Annotated in this window: 18 protein-coding genes and 1 pseudogene; 8 read left to right on the top strand and 11 right to left on the bottom strand. The window is 42.3% G+C overall.

Annotated features, from left to right (window positions below):
- Nucleotides 1–120 precede the first annotated feature (120 nt).
- The 9 genes from V7K48_RS25020 to V7K48_RS24980 form a co-directional block, all read right to left on the bottom strand.
- Entirely contained in the window at nucleotides 121–1068 is a 948-nt protein-coding gene (locus tag V7K48_RS25020; protein ID WP_335076382.1) for a F0F1 ATP synthase subunit gamma, read from the bottom strand.
- 122 nt (nucleotides 1069–1190) lie between these two features.
- Nucleotides 1191–2711 (bottom strand): F0F1 ATP synthase subunit alpha, encoded by a 1521-nt coding sequence (atpA, locus tag V7K48_RS25015; RefSeq protein WP_335076380.1) that lies wholly within the window; start codon nucleotides 2709–2711, stop codon nucleotides 1191–1193.
- Nucleotides 2712–2867: 156 nt separating this feature from the next.
- A complete protein-coding gene (gene atpH / locus V7K48_RS25010; protein WP_334979839.1) occupies nucleotides 2868–3422 on the bottom strand; it encodes an ATP synthase F1 subunit delta in 555 nt (184 codons plus the stop codon).
- Entirely contained in the window at nucleotides 3419–3991 is a 573-nt protein-coding gene (locus tag V7K48_RS25005) for a F0F1 ATP synthase subunit B (protein ID WP_335076378.1), read from the bottom strand. The genes atpH and V7K48_RS25005 overlap by 4 nt, the downstream gene beginning before the upstream one ends.
- Nucleotides 3992–4154: 163 nt before the next feature.
- Nucleotides 4155–4586: a F0F1 ATP synthase subunit B' gene (locus V7K48_RS25000; protein ID WP_334979843.1), complete on the bottom strand. Its 432-nt coding sequence runs from the start codon at nucleotides 4584–4586 to the stop codon at nucleotides 4155–4157.
- Between the two features lie 306 nt (nucleotides 4587–4892).
- Nucleotides 4893–5138: an ATP synthase F0 subunit C gene (gene atpE, locus V7K48_RS24995; RefSeq protein WP_012411162.1), complete on the bottom strand. Its 246-nt coding sequence runs from the start codon at nucleotides 5136–5138 to the stop codon at nucleotides 4893–4895.
- A 150-nt stretch (nucleotides 5139–5288) separates the two neighbouring features.
- Nucleotides 5289–6050 (bottom strand): F0F1 ATP synthase subunit A, encoded by a 762-nt coding sequence (atpB, locus tag V7K48_RS24990; RefSeq protein WP_335076376.1) that lies wholly within the window; start codon nucleotides 6048–6050, stop codon nucleotides 5289–5291.
- Between the two features lie 60 nt (nucleotides 6051–6110).
- Entirely contained in the window at nucleotides 6111–6551 is a 441-nt protein-coding gene (locus V7K48_RS24985; protein ID WP_334979845.1) for an ATP synthase subunit I, read from the bottom strand.
- A gap of 551 nt (nucleotides 6552–7102) precedes the next feature.
- A complete protein-coding gene (locus V7K48_RS24980) occupies nucleotides 7103–8284 on the bottom strand; it encodes a class I SAM-dependent methyltransferase (protein WP_335076374.1) in 1182 nt (393 codons plus the stop codon).
- 132 nt (nucleotides 8285–8416) lie between these two features.
- Here V7K48_RS24980 and V7K48_RS24975 point away from each other — a divergent pair, with 132 nt between their 5' ends.
- The 6 genes from V7K48_RS24975 to V7K48_RS24950 all read left to right on the top strand — a co-directional run bounded on the left by V7K48_RS24975 (nucleotide 8417) and on the right by V7K48_RS24950 (nucleotide 11883).
- Nucleotides 8417–8890, top strand: coding sequence for a hypothetical protein (locus V7K48_RS24975; RefSeq protein WP_335076372.1), 474 nt, complete (start codon nucleotides 8417–8419; stop codon nucleotides 8888–8890).
- A gap of 12 nt (nucleotides 8891–8902) precedes the next feature.
- The gene (locus tag V7K48_RS24970; RefSeq protein WP_335076370.1) at nucleotides 8903–9451 is read left to right on the top strand and encodes a hypothetical protein; all 549 of its coding nucleotides are present in this window, start codon (nucleotides 8903–8905) and stop codon (nucleotides 9449–9451) included.
- Between the two features lie 34 nt (nucleotides 9452–9485).
- A complete protein-coding gene (locus V7K48_RS24965) occupies nucleotides 9486–9833 on the top strand; it encodes a hypothetical protein (protein WP_335076368.1) in 348 nt (115 codons plus the stop codon).
- Nucleotides 9834–9986: 153 nt separating this feature from the next.
- Nucleotides 9987–11081, top strand: coding sequence for a hypothetical protein (locus tag V7K48_RS24960; RefSeq protein WP_335076366.1), 1095 nt, complete (start codon nucleotides 9987–9989; stop codon nucleotides 11079–11081).
- Nucleotides 11078–11593 carry a hypothetical protein gene (locus V7K48_RS24955; RefSeq protein WP_335076364.1) on the top strand — a complete coding sequence of 172 codons (516 nt, stop codon included), beginning with the start codon at nucleotides 11078–11080 and terminating at the stop codon, nucleotides 11591–11593. Before V7K48_RS24960 ends, V7K48_RS24955 begins: the two co-directional genes overlap by 4 nt.
- An 11-nt stretch (nucleotides 11594–11604) precedes the next feature.
- On the top strand, nucleotides 11605–11883 hold the full coding sequence (locus V7K48_RS24950) for a hypothetical protein (RefSeq protein ID WP_335076362.1): 279 nt from the start codon (nucleotides 11605–11607) through the stop codon (nucleotides 11881–11883).
- 10 nt (nucleotides 11884–11893) lie between these two features.
- On the opposite strand, the gene tnpC is transcribed toward V7K48_RS24950, so the two are convergent.
- A complete protein-coding gene (gene tnpC / locus V7K48_RS24945) occupies nucleotides 11894–13366 on the bottom strand; it encodes an IS66 family transposase (protein ID WP_335076360.1) in 1473 nt (490 codons plus the stop codon).
- Nucleotides 13367–13396: 30 nt separating this feature from the next.
- Here tnpC and V7K48_RS24940 point away from each other — a divergent pair, with 30 nt between their 5' ends.
- Entirely contained in the window at nucleotides 13397–13990 is a 594-nt protein-coding gene (locus V7K48_RS24940; RefSeq protein WP_335076358.1) for a 2-phosphosulfolactate phosphatase, read from the top strand.
- Here V7K48_RS24940 and V7K48_RS24935 read toward each other — a convergent pair whose 3' ends face one another.
- Entirely contained in the window at nucleotides 13991–14458 is a 468-nt protein-coding gene (locus V7K48_RS24935; protein WP_335076356.1) for a hypothetical protein, read from the bottom strand.
- Nucleotides 14459–15056: 598 nt separating this feature from the next.
- Between V7K48_RS24935 and V7K48_RS24930 the strand changes: the two are divergent.
- Nucleotides 15057–18359 (top strand): annotated as a pseudogene (locus V7K48_RS24930) (phycobilisome rod-core linker polypeptide); the annotation flags it as partial.
- Nucleotides 18360–18531 lie beyond the last annotated feature (172 nt).

Raw genomic sequence — 18531 nt, 5'->3', positions numbered from 1 at the left:
TAATGGCCCATATACCGTCAATGTCATTTAGTTAAAAGTCCCAAATACGAAAAATAGCCAATTGCCAACCTTAAAATAATTAGCAATTAGCTATTATCGTAACTAACAATTAGCTATACCCTAAGTTAGTGCTTCAGCACCACCAACAACCTCAAGGAGTTCTTGAGTAATTGCCGCTTGTCGGGCTTTGTTGTAAGACAGCGTCAGGTTGTTAATCAGTTCACCGGCATTCTCGCTAGCATTACTCATGGCTGTCATCCGCGCTGCTAGTTCACTAGCCGCAGATTCTTGCAGCGCCCGCAATAGCTGGTTACTTAGATACAGGGGCAACAAAGAATCGAGAATCTGCACTGGATCTTGCTCGAAAATCATGTCAGGAGCCAACGGGCGGACTTGCTTAGTCACTTTCTCCCGTTCTACTTCAAATTTACCGCCACGGGTTGTCAAGCGGAAGATTTCATCATCGGCTACTTCTAGACCTTGCGGATCGAGGGGCAGTAAGGTTTGCACTACAGGACGGGAGCTAACCAAGGAAAGGAATCTGGTATAGATTAACTCGATGCGGTCTACTTTTTCTGAAAGGAACAAGGAAAGTAGTTGATCGGCAATCTGATTGGCTTCTGCAGCGGTGGGAATTTGCTCTAAGCCGCTGTAAGTAGCATCAATGGGCTGATCACGGCGTTGAAAGTACTGCGTAGCTTTGCGTCCGACGATCACAAATGTATAGTCTAAACCTTCTGCCTTAATTTCCTTGGCGCGGTTTTCTGCACGACGAATGACGTTACTATTGTAGCCGCCGCATAGACCGCGATCGCCAGAGATGACCAACAGTCCGACTGACTTAACTTGGCGTTTTTTCAGTAGTGGTAGGTTTGCTTCTTCAAAGCGCAGACGGCTTTGCAAACCATATAATACTTGTGCCAAGCGATCGGCAAAGGGGCGAGTCGCTAGTACTTGTTCTTGCGCCCGACGCACTCTAGCTGCCGCAACTAGGCGCATGGCTTCTGTGATTTTTTTGGTGTTTTTGACCGACTGAATGCGATCGCGTATTGCTTTTAGGTTGGCCATATTCTTGAGTTAGGAGTTAGGAGTTAGGAGCAAAGCCGGAGATGCTTCGCCTCCGGTTAGGAGTTAAGAGCTAAGAGTGTTTCATTAACTTTTAACTCTTAACTCTTCACTCCTAACTTTAATTACGCTGCTGCTTTGAAGGTCTTCTTGTATTCGGTGAGTGCTTCCTTCAAGGCAGTTTCTTCTGCGTCACCTAGTGCTTTGGAGGCTTGTACTCCTTGTGCATACTGAGTTTTCCCAGTCTTTAAGTACTCACGCAGACCTTGGGTAAAGCTAGTGACTTTTTCTACAGGCACATCATCTAAATACCCATTAATACCAGCATACAAAATTGCCACTTGCTCGTATACCGAAAGTGGCGAATTTTGTGGCTGCTTGAGTAGTTCGCGCAACCGCTGACCCCGTGCCAACTGGTCTTGAGTGGCTTTATCTAAGTCGGAAGCAAATTGAGCGAAGGCTTGCAGGTCGTCAAATTGGGCTAGTTCCAATTTAATCTTACCGGCAACTTTTTTCATTGCCTTAGTTTGAGCCGCAGAACCCACGCGGGATACAGAAATACCAGGGTTTACAGCAGGACGGATACCAGCGTTAAACAAGTCAGAAGACAGGAATATCTGACCATCGGTAATGGAAATTACGTTAGTGGGGATGTATGCCGAAACGTCACCAGCTTGGGTTTCGATAATTGGTAGGGCGGTCATACTGCCTTTACCTAATTCGTCACTTAACTTTGCGGCTCTTTCTAACAAACGAGAGTGAATGTAGAATACATCTCCAGGGTAGGCTTCGCGTCCGGGGGGACGACGCAACAGTAGGGACATTTGCCGATAAGCTTGGGCTTGCTTGGATAGATCATCGTAAATTACCAGGGTAGCTTTGCCTTTGTACATAAAGTACTCAGCAATAGTTGCGCCTGTGTAAGGAGCTAGGTATTGCAGGGTTGCTGGGTCACTGGCGCTAGCAAAGACAACGACGGTGTAATCCATCGCGCCTTTTTCTTGCAATGTCTGCACCACGTTAGCAACTGTGGAAGCCTTTTGACCGATCGCAACGTAGACACAAACTACATCTTCTTCTTTTTGGTTGATGATCGTGTCAATCGCGATCGCAGTTTTGCCAGTTTGACGGTCACCAATAATCAATTCCCGCTGACCACGACCGATGGGAATCATTGAGTCAATAGCTGTAATACCCGTTTGCATGGGTTCGTGTACAGATCGACGAGCGATGATACCTGGTGCTGGAGATTCAATCAAACGGCTTTCTGAGGACTTGATGTCTCCCTTACCATCGATGGGGCGACCCAAGCCGTCTACGACTCGTCCAATTAAGGCATCTCCAACGGGTACTTGGGCAATTCTACCAGTGGCAGTTACAGAGCTACCTTCTTGAATTTCCAGACCTTCACCCATAAGCACCGCGCCTACGTTGTCTTCTTCCAAATTCTGGGCGATGCCTACTGTACCGTCTTCAAATTCTAAAAGTTCCCCAGCCATAGCCTTTTCCAGACCATAAATCCGGGCAATACCGTCACCTACTTGCAGGACGGTACCAACATTAGCAACTTTGACTTCTTGGTCATATTGCTCGATTTGTTGTTGGATTATGCTGCTAATTTCGTCAGGTCTAATTGATATACTCATGTGTCTATCTTTTTTGCTTTCGATACGGAAAAATTAATTTAGTTAGGAGTTAAGAGTTAGGAGTGATGAGTTAAAAATGCAAAAATTGCAAGTTAAAAGTCAAAATAAATTACTATTTACTTAACTCCTAACTTCTAACTCCTAACTCCTAACTTACTAACTACTGGTTAAGCGCAATGAAAGGCGGCGCAACTGACCCCGGATACTGGCGTCAATTACCTGCGAGCCTACTTTAATGATCACACCACCAATTAACTCGCTGTCTACCTTGGTTTCTAGTTCTACCTGGCGAGCATTCGTGATGGCGATCACCTTTTGGATGATTGCCTGCTGTTGAGCTTCTGTGAGGGGAACGGCTGAAACTACTTCCGCTAATACGGTTTGATTCAGCTGCCGCAACAGCGTCAGATACTGTTGAAAAATTGATTCCAAGAATGCAATACGGCGTTTATCTACCAGTATCAGCAAAAAATTGCGTAAGTAGGGGTTAGCGCCTTCACCGAGTATTTGTTTGATCAGAGCTTTTTTATTCTCAGACTGAATAAACGGGTTGCTGAAGAAGTTGTGTAGCTGTTTGTCTCCTCTAAGCAGGCCCAGGAAAGTACGCGCATCTTCCCCGAACTCTTCTGTCAAATTTTTCGATTGCGCTATTGACAAAAGTGCCTGTGCGTAAGGTTGGGCTACTTCGGCTGCCGCTACCTGACTTGTCATACATTGCCTCCCAGTTGTGCGATGCTGCGATCAATTAAACTTTGTTGAGCATCGCCAGCAATTCCGCCTTTGAGTTGCGATTCGACTTTTTGCAATGCTAGTGTAGCAACTCGTTGCCGCAGTTGGGCGATCGCTCGCTCTGTTTCGGTGTTTAAATCCTCTGCTGCTGTTTGTTTCAAGCGTTCTACGTCTTGCACTGCTTTCGCTAACAGGGCTTCTTTAGCCTTGATGGCGTTTTCTTCAGCAGATTTGCGGATGCGTTGGGCCTCTGCCTGAGCTTGGGTCAACTGCTCTTGCGCTTGCGATAGCGCCTTCTGTGCCTCTTTTAAGCGCCCTTCTGCTTCCTGAATTGTAGTGGCAATATTGGATTGTCGCTCGTTCAGGATATTGCTTAAAACTTTACGTCCGAAGTAGAATAGTATGCCAACCAGAATCGCTAGATTGATCAGATTGGTTTCAAAAATGTCTAGGTTTAGACCGAAACCACCTTCGGCTGCGCCTTCTGCCAATTCAGAGTGAACAGCGTTCGCTTCTGCGGCAAGTAATAAGAATGTCCCCATGATACTCATCTACAAGTGCGCTGCTCGCTTGCTAATACGTTGTATTTTCCTTTAGGGAAATAAAGTATCTTTCCTCGAAGGGAAAAAAGTGCCTTTTTTTGACACTTAATTAAGCGCTCTGGGACTAGCGCCCAGTTGCGCGTATGCTTTCACAGAACCAGGAAAAGTTAGTTTATCTAACTGGAGTTGGTCCCAATAGTTTTTCTAGAATCTGCCTGCTTAGGGCATCAACTCGTTGATCTAAGGTACGCATAGCTTCCTGCTTTTGTTGCTCTATTTCAACAGAAGCTTGTTCTCGTTGAGACTGAGCTTCTTGTTGCGCCTCAGCGATTTTTTGAGCAGTAATTTTCTTAGCTTCCACCTGAGCTGCTTCTACGGTAGCTTGCGATTGTCTGCGAGCTTCTGCGAGCTGCTGCTCATATTCGGTGGCTAAACGTTCAGCTTTCGCCAAGCGTTCCCGCGCGTCAAGGGTATTAGTTCGGATATAATTATCGCGATCATCTAGTACCTTGGTCAGTGGCTTATAGAAAATTACATTCAACAAAGCTGCCAATAGCAGGAATTGCAATGCCATGAAGGGCAAGGTAGCATCGAAATCAAACATTTCTCTCCTCTTTGGCTGGAGTAGCAGTTTTCATGGCTAGCAACATCATCCAACCTTTGATATTTTAGAGACCCATAGCCAACAAGGGTCAAGTAATTTTGGATTTGAGATTGACGATAGCGTAGCGTCTTTTAGATTTTAGAGCAGGCATCGCTCAGGGGCATGTACCGAAAACTCTTGATAACCCAAAATCCAAAATCCAAAATTGGTAGTAAACTCAAACATTAGAACTATTAAGATACCCAAAACATTTTGATTGCAGAGGCGTGATGGTTCACGTCTCCACACTCACAAAACTTTAAGGTATTAGCCGAAGGGATTAGCAAATAGCAATACCAGGGCAATGACTAGACCATAGATAGTCAAGGATTCCATGAAAGCCAAGGTTAATAGCAGAGTACCGCGAATTTTTCCTTCTGCTTCTGGTTGACGGGCAATACCTTCTACAGCTTGTCCAGCAGCATTTCCTTGACCAATACCAGGGCCAATTGCAGCTAAACCAATCGCTAAAGCAGCAGCGAGAACTGAAGCAGCCTGCACTAATGGATCCATGTTGATTTTCCTTGCTTTGATTACAAAACTAACAAACATTACGTTAACGATTAGAAACGTGTTTTTCACGCTGCACCGAGTTCTTACCAATCGCGCTTTGCGATGTTTTGAGCGAACATGCTCTTGGAACTGTGCTATCAACTGAGAAGTTTAATGCTCCTCATGCTCTTCTCCACCATGTCCCTCCATGGCCTCATGAATGTATGCTCCAGCTAGGGTAGCAAAAACCAGGGCTTGAATGGCACTGGTAAACAAACCTAACGCCATTACGGGTAGAGGTACAAATAGAGGAACTAGCAGAACCAGCACCGCTACTACCAATTCATCCGCCAATATATTGCCAAATAGACGGAAGCTTAGGGAGAGGGGCTTGGTGAAATCTTCAAGAATTGCGATCGGCAATAAAATAGGTGTTGGCTCTATATATTTCTTAAAGTAGCCCAAACCCCGTTTGCTAAAACCTGCGTAAAAGTACGCTAAAGAGGTCAGCAGTGCCAATGCAACAGTGGTATTGATGTCATTGGTAGGAGCTGCCAATTCGCCTGAAGGTAGCTTGATGAGCTTCCAGGGAATTAAAGCACCTGACCAGTTCGATACGAAAATAAACAAGAACAATGTGCCAATAAATGGCACCCAAGGGCGGTACTCTTTCTCACCAAGTTGGTTTTTTGCCAAATCTCGGATAAATTCTAGAGCATATTCCATCAAATTTTGGATGCCCTTGGGAATTCTTTGTGCGTTGCGAGTAGCAGCGATTGAAGCCACTACTAAAATGCTAATCACAAACCATGAGGTGAGAAAAACTTGCCCATGAATTTTAAGATTGCCCAACTGCCAGTAGAAATGATGACCTACTTCTAATTCGGCGAGGGGAAAAGAATTAAGGGCGTTTAAGACACTAAGCATTTGCATTCTTCAAGCATTTTCCCCAACGAGCGAGGATGGGATTACTATCTTTGTGAGCCTGACTTTTTAAGAATCAGGAATGAACGCAATTTGCACCATATAGACGAGGAGCGTGGCTTTGTAAGTTAGAAATCCCAAAAATATGGGCAGAATCTGTAGCTCACGCCATTGAGTTGCCACGACGATCACTCCCATAAATAGAGCAAAACGAGTTTTGCTCAAACTGGTTTTTTCACTACCGAGCTGCTCAACGTCTCTAGCCAGCATTTTTAAGTAAACCACACCTGTACACGCCCCAATTAAATAATTAAGAGCAATGTTCAAGGAATAAAAAATCCACACAGAGATAAAAATAACCCCCGTCAAGACAAGCGTGATTACCAACAACCGCTGGAAGAGTTGATAGAACTCTTGCATGGAGTTATCTGTTTCTGTATCTTTAGAAACAGTTTTAGCATCTTGTTGCGTTGTCGGAGTGGGCGCAATTGATTCGTCTGACAAGCTCACAAGACTTGAAACCAGTACAGCTAAACATGATGACTGCACATTCAGTCAGATGAATCATATCACGATCCGGTAACAATACTTTAGGAAAAAACAATTAACTTCTTGTCAACGTTAGACATTCAGTAAAATTGCGCTCCCAGAAGTGAGAGAGCGGCTGATGATGTGAGGGAGTGAGGGGGTGAATAATCAAAAATCGCTGCCTAGAAATTCCAAATTTCTGACAATTCCAGCTTTTTTGGGGGATTATTATCCTCTAATGTCGTTACATAGCATCTTGATGTTTGAATTAAGTCAGCGTCAATAAAATCAACTGGTGCTTGAAGAGTGGATGGGCTTACCGCAAATCAGAAATCGTAGAGTCGCGGCTTGTCATTAAACATCGCACCACTGCTGAATTCCATAAAACTCCAACTTTTGAGATGTACAATACCCCGTTTGTTAGGCACTTTCCTAATCTACATTGATTCTGCCAAAAGTGGTGAACGGCGATCGCTGTTCACCACGAGTATAAATTCATGAATTTAAAGTGTCAGTATGAAAATACAATACAATTAAGCAGGTGTCAACAAAATCAGCTGCTGCTGTCCAAGCGTTCTTACCCCATCCAATCCCAGTTGCACACCTGCTAAAATCTCTGCAACTGTTGAATTAGCATTACATCTTTGCATAAACTCAAACTCTGCAACTGATAAATTAACAATCTGGTAATCGTAATTAAAGAAACATTGACTGGGAAATCCTTCAATACAAGGATTAAGTTCGGGAATCGCTGCCAATAGGGCGTTATCGTCTGACCAGTCGGCCTTGATTAAGGGAGGACGACCCAGGAAAAACTCATAATGAGTTACTTCTGGGTCTAGTAATTCTATCAGGCGGTAAAGCTGGCGAGCGCTCAACTCTTTTGCCCGTTCTACTAACTCTGGTGCTTTGCCTAAAAGTCTCTCCAAATTCCAGAAACTCGGATTCGAGAAACCAATAAACTCCAATCTGGAAGCATCAATTAATTCAAACAGCGTCTGAATGTTATAGTCAATTTCCTGGGGATGAACGTACATATCGGCAAAGTATTCATCCTTGTTGTTTTCTAGTGACCAACGCTGCTTATCGTATTTGACAATTCGGTTATTTTCTGGTAGAGAAGCGAATATTTTTCGTCCGACTTGGACACCATCGCGATAGTCGCCTTTTTTGTCACCTTGAAGAAGTGCGATCGCTTTTTGCATGAGTTGAATTTCCCAGCGCCCCAACTCTCCATACACAAAAATGTGCATCAAGCCGCCTGGGGCTAACTTCTTCGCTAAAGCTTGAATACCCCGAATGGGATCGGGGGTATGATGCAAAACGCCAACACAGTTAATTAAATCAAACTCACCCGGTAACTGTTCCACGTCAAACAAGCTGAGGTGATGAAATTCAACGCGGTTAGCCCCTGAACGCTGACAACGTTCTTTGGCCACAGCTAAAGCGCCAGTACTGAGGTCAATTCCCACAACAGAAGCTTGGGGATTGAGGTGAACCAAGTACTCTGTACCCACACCAGTACCGCAACCTGCATCTAAAATCCGAATATCTTGCTTTTGGGGTTTTTGACCTGTGCAGAAATTATGAGCGGCTAGCCAATTCCAGCGCCAATTGTAGCCTGGAGGTGGTTCATCCAACAGGGCTTCCGGCGGAAAGGGGTAGGTATTGTAGAGTTTGGCAACAGCAGCGCTAACAGTTTGGGAATCGGACATGTTAAGTAAATCTTGGGGGAATTCTGAGTTTATCGAATATTTGTTACTCATAGCCAAGAAGTTTTACCACCCGTTTACAAGAAGTTGAGTTAAACTGGTTTGTTGTATAAATTTTACATCCAGTGTTAACAAATGGTTGCTTATCAAATGTCAGCATTAATGAATAAACCCATTCATAAGATTCTCTTTGGAAGTCTGGGAACTGGCAAAAGTCACAGAATTGTTTCCGAGATTATCCTTAACTACTTAAGTATAGATGAATCTACTCATCCGGAAAACATTATCAAAACAGTTTTTCACCCAGAATATACCTATGGGGATTTTATGGGTAAATTAGTACCAATCACGATGAGATCAGGGAAAGTAGAATACAACTATTATGAAGGACATTTTTTAAAAGCACTATCTCGATCTTATAAAAATATTAAGGAAGCCTATGATAAAGAGGGTAAACAACTTAATCAACCAGAAAATGTTGCTCTTGTTATTGATGAAATTAATAGAGGTAATTCCTCAGCTATATTTGGTACTGCTTTTCAACTTTTAGATAGAAATGAAGATGGTTGGTCAAGTTATGGAATTAATCTAACCGATATCGAATTTTGAAAGTTATTAGAATTGATAGGAACAAAGTTTGGTTACGATGAAAGAGAAAATATCAATGAGTACAAATTACAACCTTACGATGGAGTTGCTAAATTAGAGACATTACAAAAGAAAATTGAATTTTTAAGGTTTGATTTAGTAAATAGGATTATTAGAATTCCGCCTAATCTTTCTATCCTGGCTACCATGAATACTTCTGATAACTCCATTTATTTCATGGACAGTGCATTCAAACGTCGTTGGGATTGGGAATTTGTGAACTGGGATGAGAGTAAGCCTAATACGGCGACGTATGGAAAAGGAGGAATCTTAGATGAAAATGAATGGAAAAAGCTTATTAAAAACCTAAATAACTTTATTAAAAGCCATCATGCGTCGATTCGAGGAATCGAAGACAAGCAAATCGGCTATTATTTCATCAAACAGCCTGTAACTGCTGAACAAATACAGAATAAACTAATGTTCTTTTTGTGGGACAGTGTTTTTAATTGTGATCAAAAGCCACTCGTGGAACTGCTGAAGGTAACAAAAGATAATCTTGGACTTGGGTGTCACAATTGAAATTTGAAACACTAACCTCTATGTTTAACGTTCCATGTTTGACTTTTCCAGCCTTAATATAATCAAAAATACTAACGATTTTTTCATTGGTATTCGTAAGTCTAAGTCTAAATTGGAAGATAGCTTCGAGTTTTGTCTGCCCAATGGCTTTGATAATTTCCCAGAGGGTGACTTCGACGCAGTACGAAATCTATTTTTCAAAATGTATCGCACCTTTCGGAAGTTTGAGGCCGATAATTTAGACAACAAACGATTCAACATAAATAAACCTGATTTTCAACAACAGCAGGATCAGACGACTCTTTCATCTGGTGGAGTCAAGATGCAAACAGAGGAAGGAGATGTTTGTATACTTTACAGTAAGATTAAAATGATTGAGTGAGTTCTGGAAGCCTACGATGAACTTGCGATAAACTCAGTTCAAAAGAAAGTTAGACGTAGTGAAGACATCGAATATTATCAAATTTACAAGTATCTAGATCGCGCTATTTATTTAAAAGACAATCTAAATAATGATGTAATCTATGTTGAGGCGATGGATCTGCCACGTTCGACGGTACGCTATGAAAGCACTGACCTTGTAAATCTGTATTGCTATATTCTAGATGAGATTATAGAGCAGTTAAATAGCGATGTGCCAGATAACATTAAAGCACGCAGTCAAGATATCCGCTTTCTTGCCCAACGCTTTAAGGAGGATTATCTCACTAGTAACCAATCTATTTTTGGCAAAGATACCTTTGAAGAGACTATTAGTATTCTCAAAGAAGCGCTAGATAACATAGATAAAAATACTTACTACAAGGATGCTGACTATTGGGGAATTTACGAAGCTATTGAAACATTCCTCTACGGTGAGATAAATCCTGAGCAAGGTGATGGTGAATTCTGGGGAGTGCATGGGTTTTCCCTGATTTGGGAGGATATGTGTAACACCTATTTCTTTAAAGAACACTGCGAGGAAATTTGCTATGCGGATACGGATATACCTTTGAAAGGCTATCAGAACTCAAAAAGAGAAGGAGAAGATCAAAATCGAGTCGGAAACTGCAAAGTTAATGGTGGAACTACATACTGGAATCAATGGGTTTACTGCAAAACCTTGAGAATTTCCAAGAATTCAGGGAAAGTTGCAGAAAAAGCAGAAAAATTTGAATGGGACGAACTGTTTTGTATTGAATTTGATTTAAATGATAGAATCGTCAATTTATCCTCTAGACACAATGAGATTGAGAAACCAAGTAAAATTAAAATACTACGTCGTTTTATCCGTCCTGATTTAGTTTTAGAAGCTAAGGCTACAACAGTAGACTATAACTTTAAGGAGGGTAAAACTATAAAAATAATTGATTATAAAAATGTACCACTGGAGTTTTACAAGAATAAACTACTGCCTCCAAAGTCAGCCAAAAAATATAGAGATGATCTAGTTAAGCAACTTACATATGAATATGCTCTACAGAAAACACATAATATTTCTGCAAATGAGTTTTTTATTCCCTATTATTATGACGTAGTACCATCTGAGCCATTGGGAGAATTAGAACCAGAGCTAAACTTTAAAGGTATAACAGTCTTTAGGGCAAACTTCTCTTTAATACAAACTATTTATCTAGAAGATAATTTATGAATTTTGAGCAAAATATAATTGGAACTCGTTCAGGAGATGGAGAGTTTGAGAGCGCTTACGTTCCGTTTATTTCATTTGCTAACAATGGGCAAAAGAAGGCTATAGAGAATTATATATTTATGCAAGTAGATGAATTTTTCCAAAAAATATATTCTGGTGGTGTCATCCGAACTCAATTATCGTATTCAAAACTTATTACAGAAGAAGATTTTAAAGATTTCAACAAAGTAAAAATCAGCTATTTTTATGAAAACTTATTCCATGACTTAGAACGAGGCTCTGATGGTAAATTAGAATTAAAAATTAAATGGAGCATCACTTTTGATGAAAGATGCACTCCGATTAAACTAGCAAATCTTCCTCCAAATTACGGTGGCTATGGATATAAACTGTCTTCTAAAGACGTAAAAAATTGCCTGCCTCGAAAATACGGTATTATAGAAATTAATAGAATCCCAGTATTTTACTATATTTACTTTACACTTAAAGAAATATTAGATGTGGCTAAATAAATACACACATCTTGAAATTGCATTTAAATCATCCTTGGTTAATATATTCATTGTGGAATGGACAAGACACCATCTTACAAGAAATTAATGAATATCAAAGTAAAATGATTTACAACCAATCAGAGTTTAATTTACGCTGTGAATGGGGCCCACAAGGAGTTGCTCAACTTGCTCCTATCAGTGATGTGGTTGTGATAGTTGACGTTCTCTCTTTTTCTACCTGCGTAGAAATTGCCACCAACAATGGCGCTATAATTTTTCCCTATGCGATGAGAGATGAATCAGTGTAAGGATTCAGGTCTAAAATTGCGGAAGTAAAGAAGGGCGAGATTGAGAATTAATAGAGTCAGCCAGTAGTGCTTGTGCAAAAAAGACAATTACAGATTTATCTTGACGGCGACAAGTCTGCACCACCGTCAACAAATTGGCAGTATGTTGAAACCGCTGCATCGAACGGGAACCACCACTGACCTTACGTTTTGTCACAGCCAAACGCAGCGATCGTTCAGCTAAGTTGTTATCCGGAGGAACTTCAGGGTTATTCAGGAAATACCACCATTGAGAGGCTTTATCGCGCAAAGAGCGTAAAAGGTTTCCTGCTGTAGCCCCAGCCAAGTTAATCCAGTGATTGAGCGTTTGTTGTAATTTAGGTTTGAATTGATTGACCCAATCGTTGTAACTGGCGCAGTCAAGAGTTTCAAACCATCGCGCATAATTGCTAAAAGCTTCATCAATTAAATCAACAAATGCTTCACCAATAGCTTTGTTGTGAAGACCGGGAAGTTGAATTAATTTTTTGAAGTGACGACGTAGATGAGCCAAACATTTCTGTTGAGCAACAGCTTGATAGCCATTGTAAACGCTGAAATCATCGCTGCTAAGTACCCCTTTATACTCAGTCCCTAAAATTGTTTCTAATTCATTTCTATAACGAGTATCAGCCGCAGTAAACAGACAGAACTCGGAATTGGCAACTACCCACAACCATTCTTTAAATCCTTTAACTGACCAAGGTGTTTCGTCTACATGAATGTTAGGTTGTGTCTGTTTTACCCAATTACTTAACTCGCTAATGCTCGGTTCAATCGCTGTTTGTACTCGTTCATTGGTTGTGACTAACGTTCCTAGCCCAATTTCAATTTGCCCCAGTTCCCACAACATTTCTTGCTGTTTTTCATAGGGTAGATGTCCGTAATTTCCCATCCATGCTAGAAATGCTTGCAGGGATAGTCCTAAATCTTGCCCTGGTATTATCTCTACTGGCCAGTTAGCACTCTTTATTGCCCCACAATGTTGACATTGGCAACTGTGACGTTGATACTCGACAATTTCAATCGGGCGTTCCACTAGCTGTGCTACTTGCTGTGTTTCTACTCGGACTGGGTAATCTCTAAATTCGGTTCGACCACAGCATGAACATTGGTCTGGTCGCAATATTTCATATCTGTCTACTCGACCAAATCCCTTTCGGGTTTTTCCTGTATGTCCTGGCTGCCCCCCTGGTTGACGTTTCGGTTTTTCTCCTAAAGCTGGTTTTTCTTGGTTGTGCGTTTCGGATTTTTTGAGTAGGTCACCTGATGGCGGTTTTGATGAGGTTTTGCTATCTAAGTCTCTACTGACACGTAGTTTCTCTATTTCAAGTTTTAGTTCTTCGATTGTTTTGTGTAATTGCTCAATCATGATCGCCTGCCTGATGATGATTTCTACCAGTTCATCCTTCGGCAACTGGTTTAGCTTGTCTCTATCTTGTTCTACTGGCAGGTTTTTGTTCATTATTGCGATACTCTATCCTTTAGATCCCTTTTGTCAATCCCTTACCACCTGAATCCTTACGAATCAGTTATAGATTATGCCAAGTCAGTACGAGCAGAGTTGGCAAGTCATAGACAACGTTGGACTACTACTGGATATTCTCTTTCGCCAAAATCGGTGGCTCAAATTCCTGCTGGAACTAAACTAGTTTTACCTTTACCTAATGGTTCTTTTTTAACTTTACATACAGGGAATACACCAACTTTGGCTGGTTGCTTGCGAAATTGCCAAGCTGTAGCGCAGTTTGCTCAAAAGTATGGCGATAATAAAATTGCTGTGATTCCTGCTGGTGAGAGGTGGAAAGAGGATGGTAGCCTACGACCTGCATTTGAAGATTTAATTGGTGCTGGCGCAATTCTTAGTTATTTACATGGCAGTTTATCACCAGAAGCTGAAGTAGCTGTGGCAACATTTCAAGCTTTCCAAGAGGATTTACTGAGATACTTGAAAAAATGCAGTTCTGGTAAAGAGTTGATTGAAAAAGGCTTTGAGTCAGATGTTGAAATGTCTGCCGCCTACAACGTTAGTGATTGCGTGCCTTTGTTTGCTGATAATGCTTATGTAAATTCTAAACTACACACTTAATCAAATGTCGCACTGATTGGTTTGGCAATATTTGACATTATCTATAAATCCCTGCAACTTATTCAAGGGAATTATCTGAAATGATGACCCACCCTGTACCTCAGCAGCGATGTAAGCAAACTTTTGCCCGCGATAAAACTGGTCACGTCCAACTTTGGTGACATACCGAGACTTCTGGAAGTCATTGGCAATATTGGAATTATAAATATTTTGTAACAATTTCACTGCATTGGCATTTTTTGTGGTGAATTTGAGGCTTGAGTCATCACTCACAGTTATTCCTTCTTTAGTCACTGTCCCATTTTGAGAAGTGACATCAGTATAAAAGTATAATTTTCCATTTGTACCTTCGTAGCCGTGGGCTTCGCTGTTGTATCTCAGAGTTGGTAGTTGAGGTCTGGTCTTTGCCCACTTAACAACGGTGTTGATATTTTGTTCTGGAAGCGCATTTGCTGGAGTGACAGCCAAAATAACTGCGATCGCACATAGGGTAGTATTGAATAAATAGTTAAATTTAGAACTTTTGAGTATAGTATTTTCCTGTTAAAAAATACTAATAGCTAAAACTAAAACCACCACACTTTGATAATTATTTCCAGAATGGCGTTATTTATGAAGCTAAAGTCATTAGTAGCAAAAATAACTTAATATTTGCAAATGACTACTGTCCACTGACGTTGCTAAAGGGAATTTGGTTTCAACAGAAATTTTGCACCAGTTGCAATAATCGGAGGCTGGGCATAGTCTACCGATACCAAAAACCTCGATTTTGATATTTGTGGGACTGCACACCCTACTACTTAGTTACAAAACTTAGATTTATATCTCAGGCAAACAAGAGTATCCATTCTCTAGATACATTCAAGATACAGGTTCTACACACTTCTTAATAAACCAGCCTTGAGAACGCAAAACGTTCTAATCTAAAAGCTAACTGGGTTAATTTACTGGCAGTTTTGCAGGCAGTACTCTCAAGTTCATAAAGCACAGACACACCAATGTGTCAAGCCTCAAAGCGACCCAGACTTAACACATAAACGATTATGATGGGAGTTTTACAAATCCGATGAGTGTTAAGGCGAGTGGTGGAAGCTCAGTTGCGCGTCCGCAACTATATCAAACCCTAGCTGTAGCGACAATTACCCAAGCCGAGCAGCAAGACCGCTTTTTGGGAAGTGGTGAACTAAATGAACTGGCAAGCTATTTTGCATCTGGTGCAAAGCGTCTAGAAATTTCCCAGACGCTTACGGAAAATGCCGAGATTATCGTATCTCGCGCTGCCAACCGGATTTTTGTCGGTGGTTCGCCAATGGCTTTTTTAGAAAAGCCTAGAGAGATAGAAATAGTACCTGTTAGTGCTGGTGCTAATGTTCAACAAGGGATGCAACTGGGAACCGTAACCTACGTTGAAAGTCGTGGTGGGTTCCTAGAAAATTTACGCTCAATCTTTAACTCATCCCCCAGTGGACCGACACCTCCAGGTTTCAGACCAATTAACATTGCCCGTTATGGTCCGAGCAACATGGCCAAGAGCTTGCGGGATTTATCCTGGTTCTTGCGTTACGCTACTTATGCGATCGTTGCTGGCGACCCCAACATCATAGCGGTGAATACACGGGGTTTGCGGGAAATAATTGAAAATGCCTGCTCTGGTGAAGCAACGCTAGTAGCTTTGCAGGAAATCAAAGCCGGGTCACTTTCCTTTTTCCGCAATGATACTGAGGCTACAGAGATTGTGTCTCAGTACATGGATGTTTTGCTAACAGAATTCAAAGCAGCCACACCTTCAAATAAACTGCGCCAACGCCCCTCTAGTGACCAGCAAGGGTTGGAACTACCGCAAATTTACTTTAATGCGGCAGAACGGCGTCCCAAGTTTGTGATGAAAACTGGGTTGTCAGCTAGTGAAAAAAATGAGGTAATCAAAGCTGCATATCGGCAAATCTTTGAGCGCGACATTACCCGTGCTTACAGCTTGTCGATATCTGACCTAGAATCCAAGGTAAAAAATGGCGACATCTCCATGAAGGGGTTTGTCCGTCGTCTAGCTAAATCTCCCCTTTACCAAAAACAGTTTTACCAGCCTTTTATTAACAGCCGAGTCATCGAACTAGCTTTCCGTCACATTCTGGGACGGGGCCCAAGTAGCCGCGAAGAAGTACAAAAATACTTCTCGATTATTTCTAACGGTGGTCTACCAGCTTTGGTAGATGCTTTAGTAGATTCTGCTGAATACAGCGACTATTTTGGCGAAGAAACAGTACCTTACCTCCGGGGTCTGGGTCAAGAAGCACAAGAATGTCGCAACTGGGGACCGCAGCAAGACCTGTTTAACTACAGTGCGCCTTTCCGCAAGATACCTCAGTTCATTACCACATTTGCTGCTTACGAACAACCGCTACCAGATCAACATCCCTACGGTTCTGGGAATGACCCCTTGGAAATTCAGTTTGGGGCGATTTTCCCGAAAGAAACTCGCAACCCCAGCACCAGTCCAGCTCCTTTTGGCAAGGATACCAAGCGCATTCTGATTCACCAAGGGGCAGGGATTAATAACCAAAATAGCAATCCCAAGGCGCGGGGTGAAGCTCCTGGTACCCTTGGGCCTAAGGTGTTCAAATTAGATCAACTGCCTGGTACTGTTGGTAGAAAGGCTGCCAAAAATTCTAGCGTCAGATTCTCCGAAAGCTCCACGCAAGCAGTGATTAGAGCTGCTTACCTGCAAGTTTTCGGTCGGGATGTCTACGAAGGTCAGCGCCCGAAGGTATTGGAAATCAAGCTGGAAAACGGCGACATCTCTGTACGGGAGTTTATCCGTGCTCTGGCTAAGTCGGATGTATTCCGTAATCTGTACTGGTCATCGCTATATGTTTGTAAAGCGATTGAGTATATTCACCGCCGCTTGTTGGGTCGTCCGACCTATGGTCGTCAAGAAATCAACAAGTACTTTGACATCGCTGCTAAACAAGGCTTTTACGCGGTGGTTGACGCCATTATTAACAGCGTAGAATACAGCGAAGCATTTGGTGAAGATACAATTCCTTACGAACGGTATCTGACTCCTGGTGGTGTAGCAGGGCGACAATTGCGCGTTGGTAGCATTCGTGATGATGTTGCTGCGAAAATTCAGAAGGAAGTAACGCCAAGCTTTGTGACACTGGGTACAGTCACAGAAAAGCGTTCAGAACCAGATATTCAGTTCCGGATTAATCAAGGCGTTAGTAAGCAGCGCGAACAAACCAAAATCTTCAAGCTGGTGGCAAATACCAGTGACAAAGTTGCAGTGAAAACTTTGATTAGCGCTGCGTATCGTCAGATATTTGAGCGGGATATTGCACCCTATATCGCCAAAAACGAATTTACAAAATGGGAAAGCAAGCTGGGGAACGGCGAAATTAGTGTGAAGGAATTTATTGAAGGTTTGGGTTACTCTAACCTCTACCTGAAAGAGTTCTACACACCCTACCCCAACACCAAAGTGATTGAGTTGGGAACCAAACACTTCTTGGGACGTGCGCCACTAGACCAAGCAGAAATCCGCAAGTATAACCAGATTTTGGCTACTCAAGGTATTCGTGCTTTTATCGGTGCCCTAGTAGATAGTGTGGAATATAACCAGGTATTTGGTGAAGATACGGTGCCTTACCGTCGCTTCCCAACCCTACCTGCGGCAAACTTCCCGAATACCGAGAAGCTGTACAACCAGCTTACTAAGCAAAATGATGACGTAGTTGTACCAAGTTTTAAGCCAGTACAAGCCCGTATTGGAGTTAGTAATGATACACCGCTTTCGATACAGGCGAGTGCAGATATAGCAGCGCAAACAAATGGTATAAACCAGAGCAAGCCCTCATTTGCTGAACTGGGTCGTTCCTACAACGATGGTAGCGGACAATCTGTGGAACTGGGTCTGCGTAAACATGCACGCATTTACCATCTAACGGAAAGCACCAACCAAGCCGAAAGGCAACAGGCAATCAACGCCATTTACTGTCAAGTGTTGGATGTTAGCGGTGAAGTGCCTGATAATTTCCGCCGTACCGACCTAGACAGCAAACTCCAAAATGGTGAAATTTCCGTCCGGGAGTTTGTGCGTGAACTAGCCAGTTCCCAAATTTATCGCCAGCGCTTCCACATACCTTATCCTCATGCCAAGGTAATTGAGTTCCTCTTCCGTCACCTGTTGGGGCGTACACCCACAACTCAGGAAGAAATTCGCCAGTATAACAAGCTGCTAGCTGATAGTGGTTTGTCGGCTGCTGTAGAAGCAATAGTCGAAAGCCCAGAATATAGCCGCTACTTCGGTGAAGATGTTGTGCCTTACAACCGCTTCCCATCTCTGCCAACAGGTAACTACCTCGGCAGTGTAGCGGTTGATTAGGGAGTAGGGAGTAGGGAATAGGGTACAGATTATTGCCTGTTCCCTGTCCCCTATCGCCTTCGTAACCTTTCGTAATACTGCTCTGAGATTGCAGCTAAAAGAGTAAATTCTGAAAAGCAATATTACAAAGTGTTAAGAGCAGTCATAAATGCTCAACAGA

Origin of the sequence: Nostoc sp. (assembly GCF_036919615.1) — a bacterium.
Taxonomy (GTDB): Bacteria; Cyanobacteriota; Cyanobacteriia; order Cyanobacteriales; family Nostocaceae; genus Nostoc.
Note: the sequence above shows the minus strand (reverse complement) of the source record. Positions and strands in the feature narration are given on the sequence as shown.

What these genes read in the sequence shown, in the direction of transcription:
- V7K48_RS25020 (WP_335076382.1), bottom strand. Translation starts at nt 1,068, where the DNA reads ATGGCCAACCTAAAAGCAATACGCGATCGCATTCAGTCGGTCAAAAAC.
- atpA (WP_335076380.1), bottom strand. Translation starts at nt 2,711, where the DNA reads ATGAGTATATCAATTAGACCTGACGAAATTAGCAGCATAATCCAACAA.
- atpH (WP_334979839.1), bottom strand. Translation starts at nt 3,422, where the DNA reads ATGACAAGTCAGGTAGCGGCAGCCGAAGTAGCCCAACCTTACGCACAG.
- V7K48_RS25005 (WP_335076378.1), bottom strand. Translation starts at nt 3,991, where the DNA reads ATGAGTATCATGGGGACATTCTTATTACTTGCCGCAGAAGCGAACGCT.
- V7K48_RS25000 (WP_334979843.1), bottom strand. Translation starts at nt 4,586, where the DNA reads ATGTTTGATTTCGATGCTACCTTGCCCTTCATGGCATTGCAATTCCTG.
- atpE (WP_012411162.1), bottom strand. Translation starts at nt 5,138, where the DNA reads ATGGATCCATTAGTGCAGGCTGCTTCAGTTCTCGCTGCTGCTTTAGCG.
- atpB (WP_335076376.1), bottom strand. Translation starts at nt 6,050, where the DNA reads ATGCAAATGCTTAGTGTCTTAAACGCCCTTAATTCTTTTCCCCTCGCC.
- V7K48_RS24980 (WP_335076374.1), bottom strand. Translation starts at nt 8,284, where the DNA reads ATGTCCGATTCCCAAACTGTTAGCGCTGCTGTTGCCAAACTCTACAAT.
- V7K48_RS24975 (WP_335076372.1), top strand. Translation starts at nt 8,417, where the DNA reads ATGGTTGCTTATCAAATGTCAGCATTAATGAATAAACCCATTCATAAG.
- V7K48_RS24965 (WP_335076368.1), top strand. Translation starts at nt 9,486, where the DNA reads ATGTTTGACTTTTCCAGCCTTAATATAATCAAAAATACTAACGATTTT.
- V7K48_RS24960 (WP_335076366.1), top strand. Translation starts at nt 9,987, where the DNA reads ATGGATCTGCCACGTTCGACGGTACGCTATGAAAGCACTGACCTTGTA.
- V7K48_RS24955 (WP_335076364.1), top strand. Translation starts at nt 11,078, where the DNA reads ATGAATTTTGAGCAAAATATAATTGGAACTCGTTCAGGAGATGGAGAG.
- tnpC (WP_335076360.1), bottom strand. Translation starts at nt 13,366, where the DNA reads ATGAACAAAAACCTGCCAGTAGAACAAGATAGAGACAAGCTAAACCAG.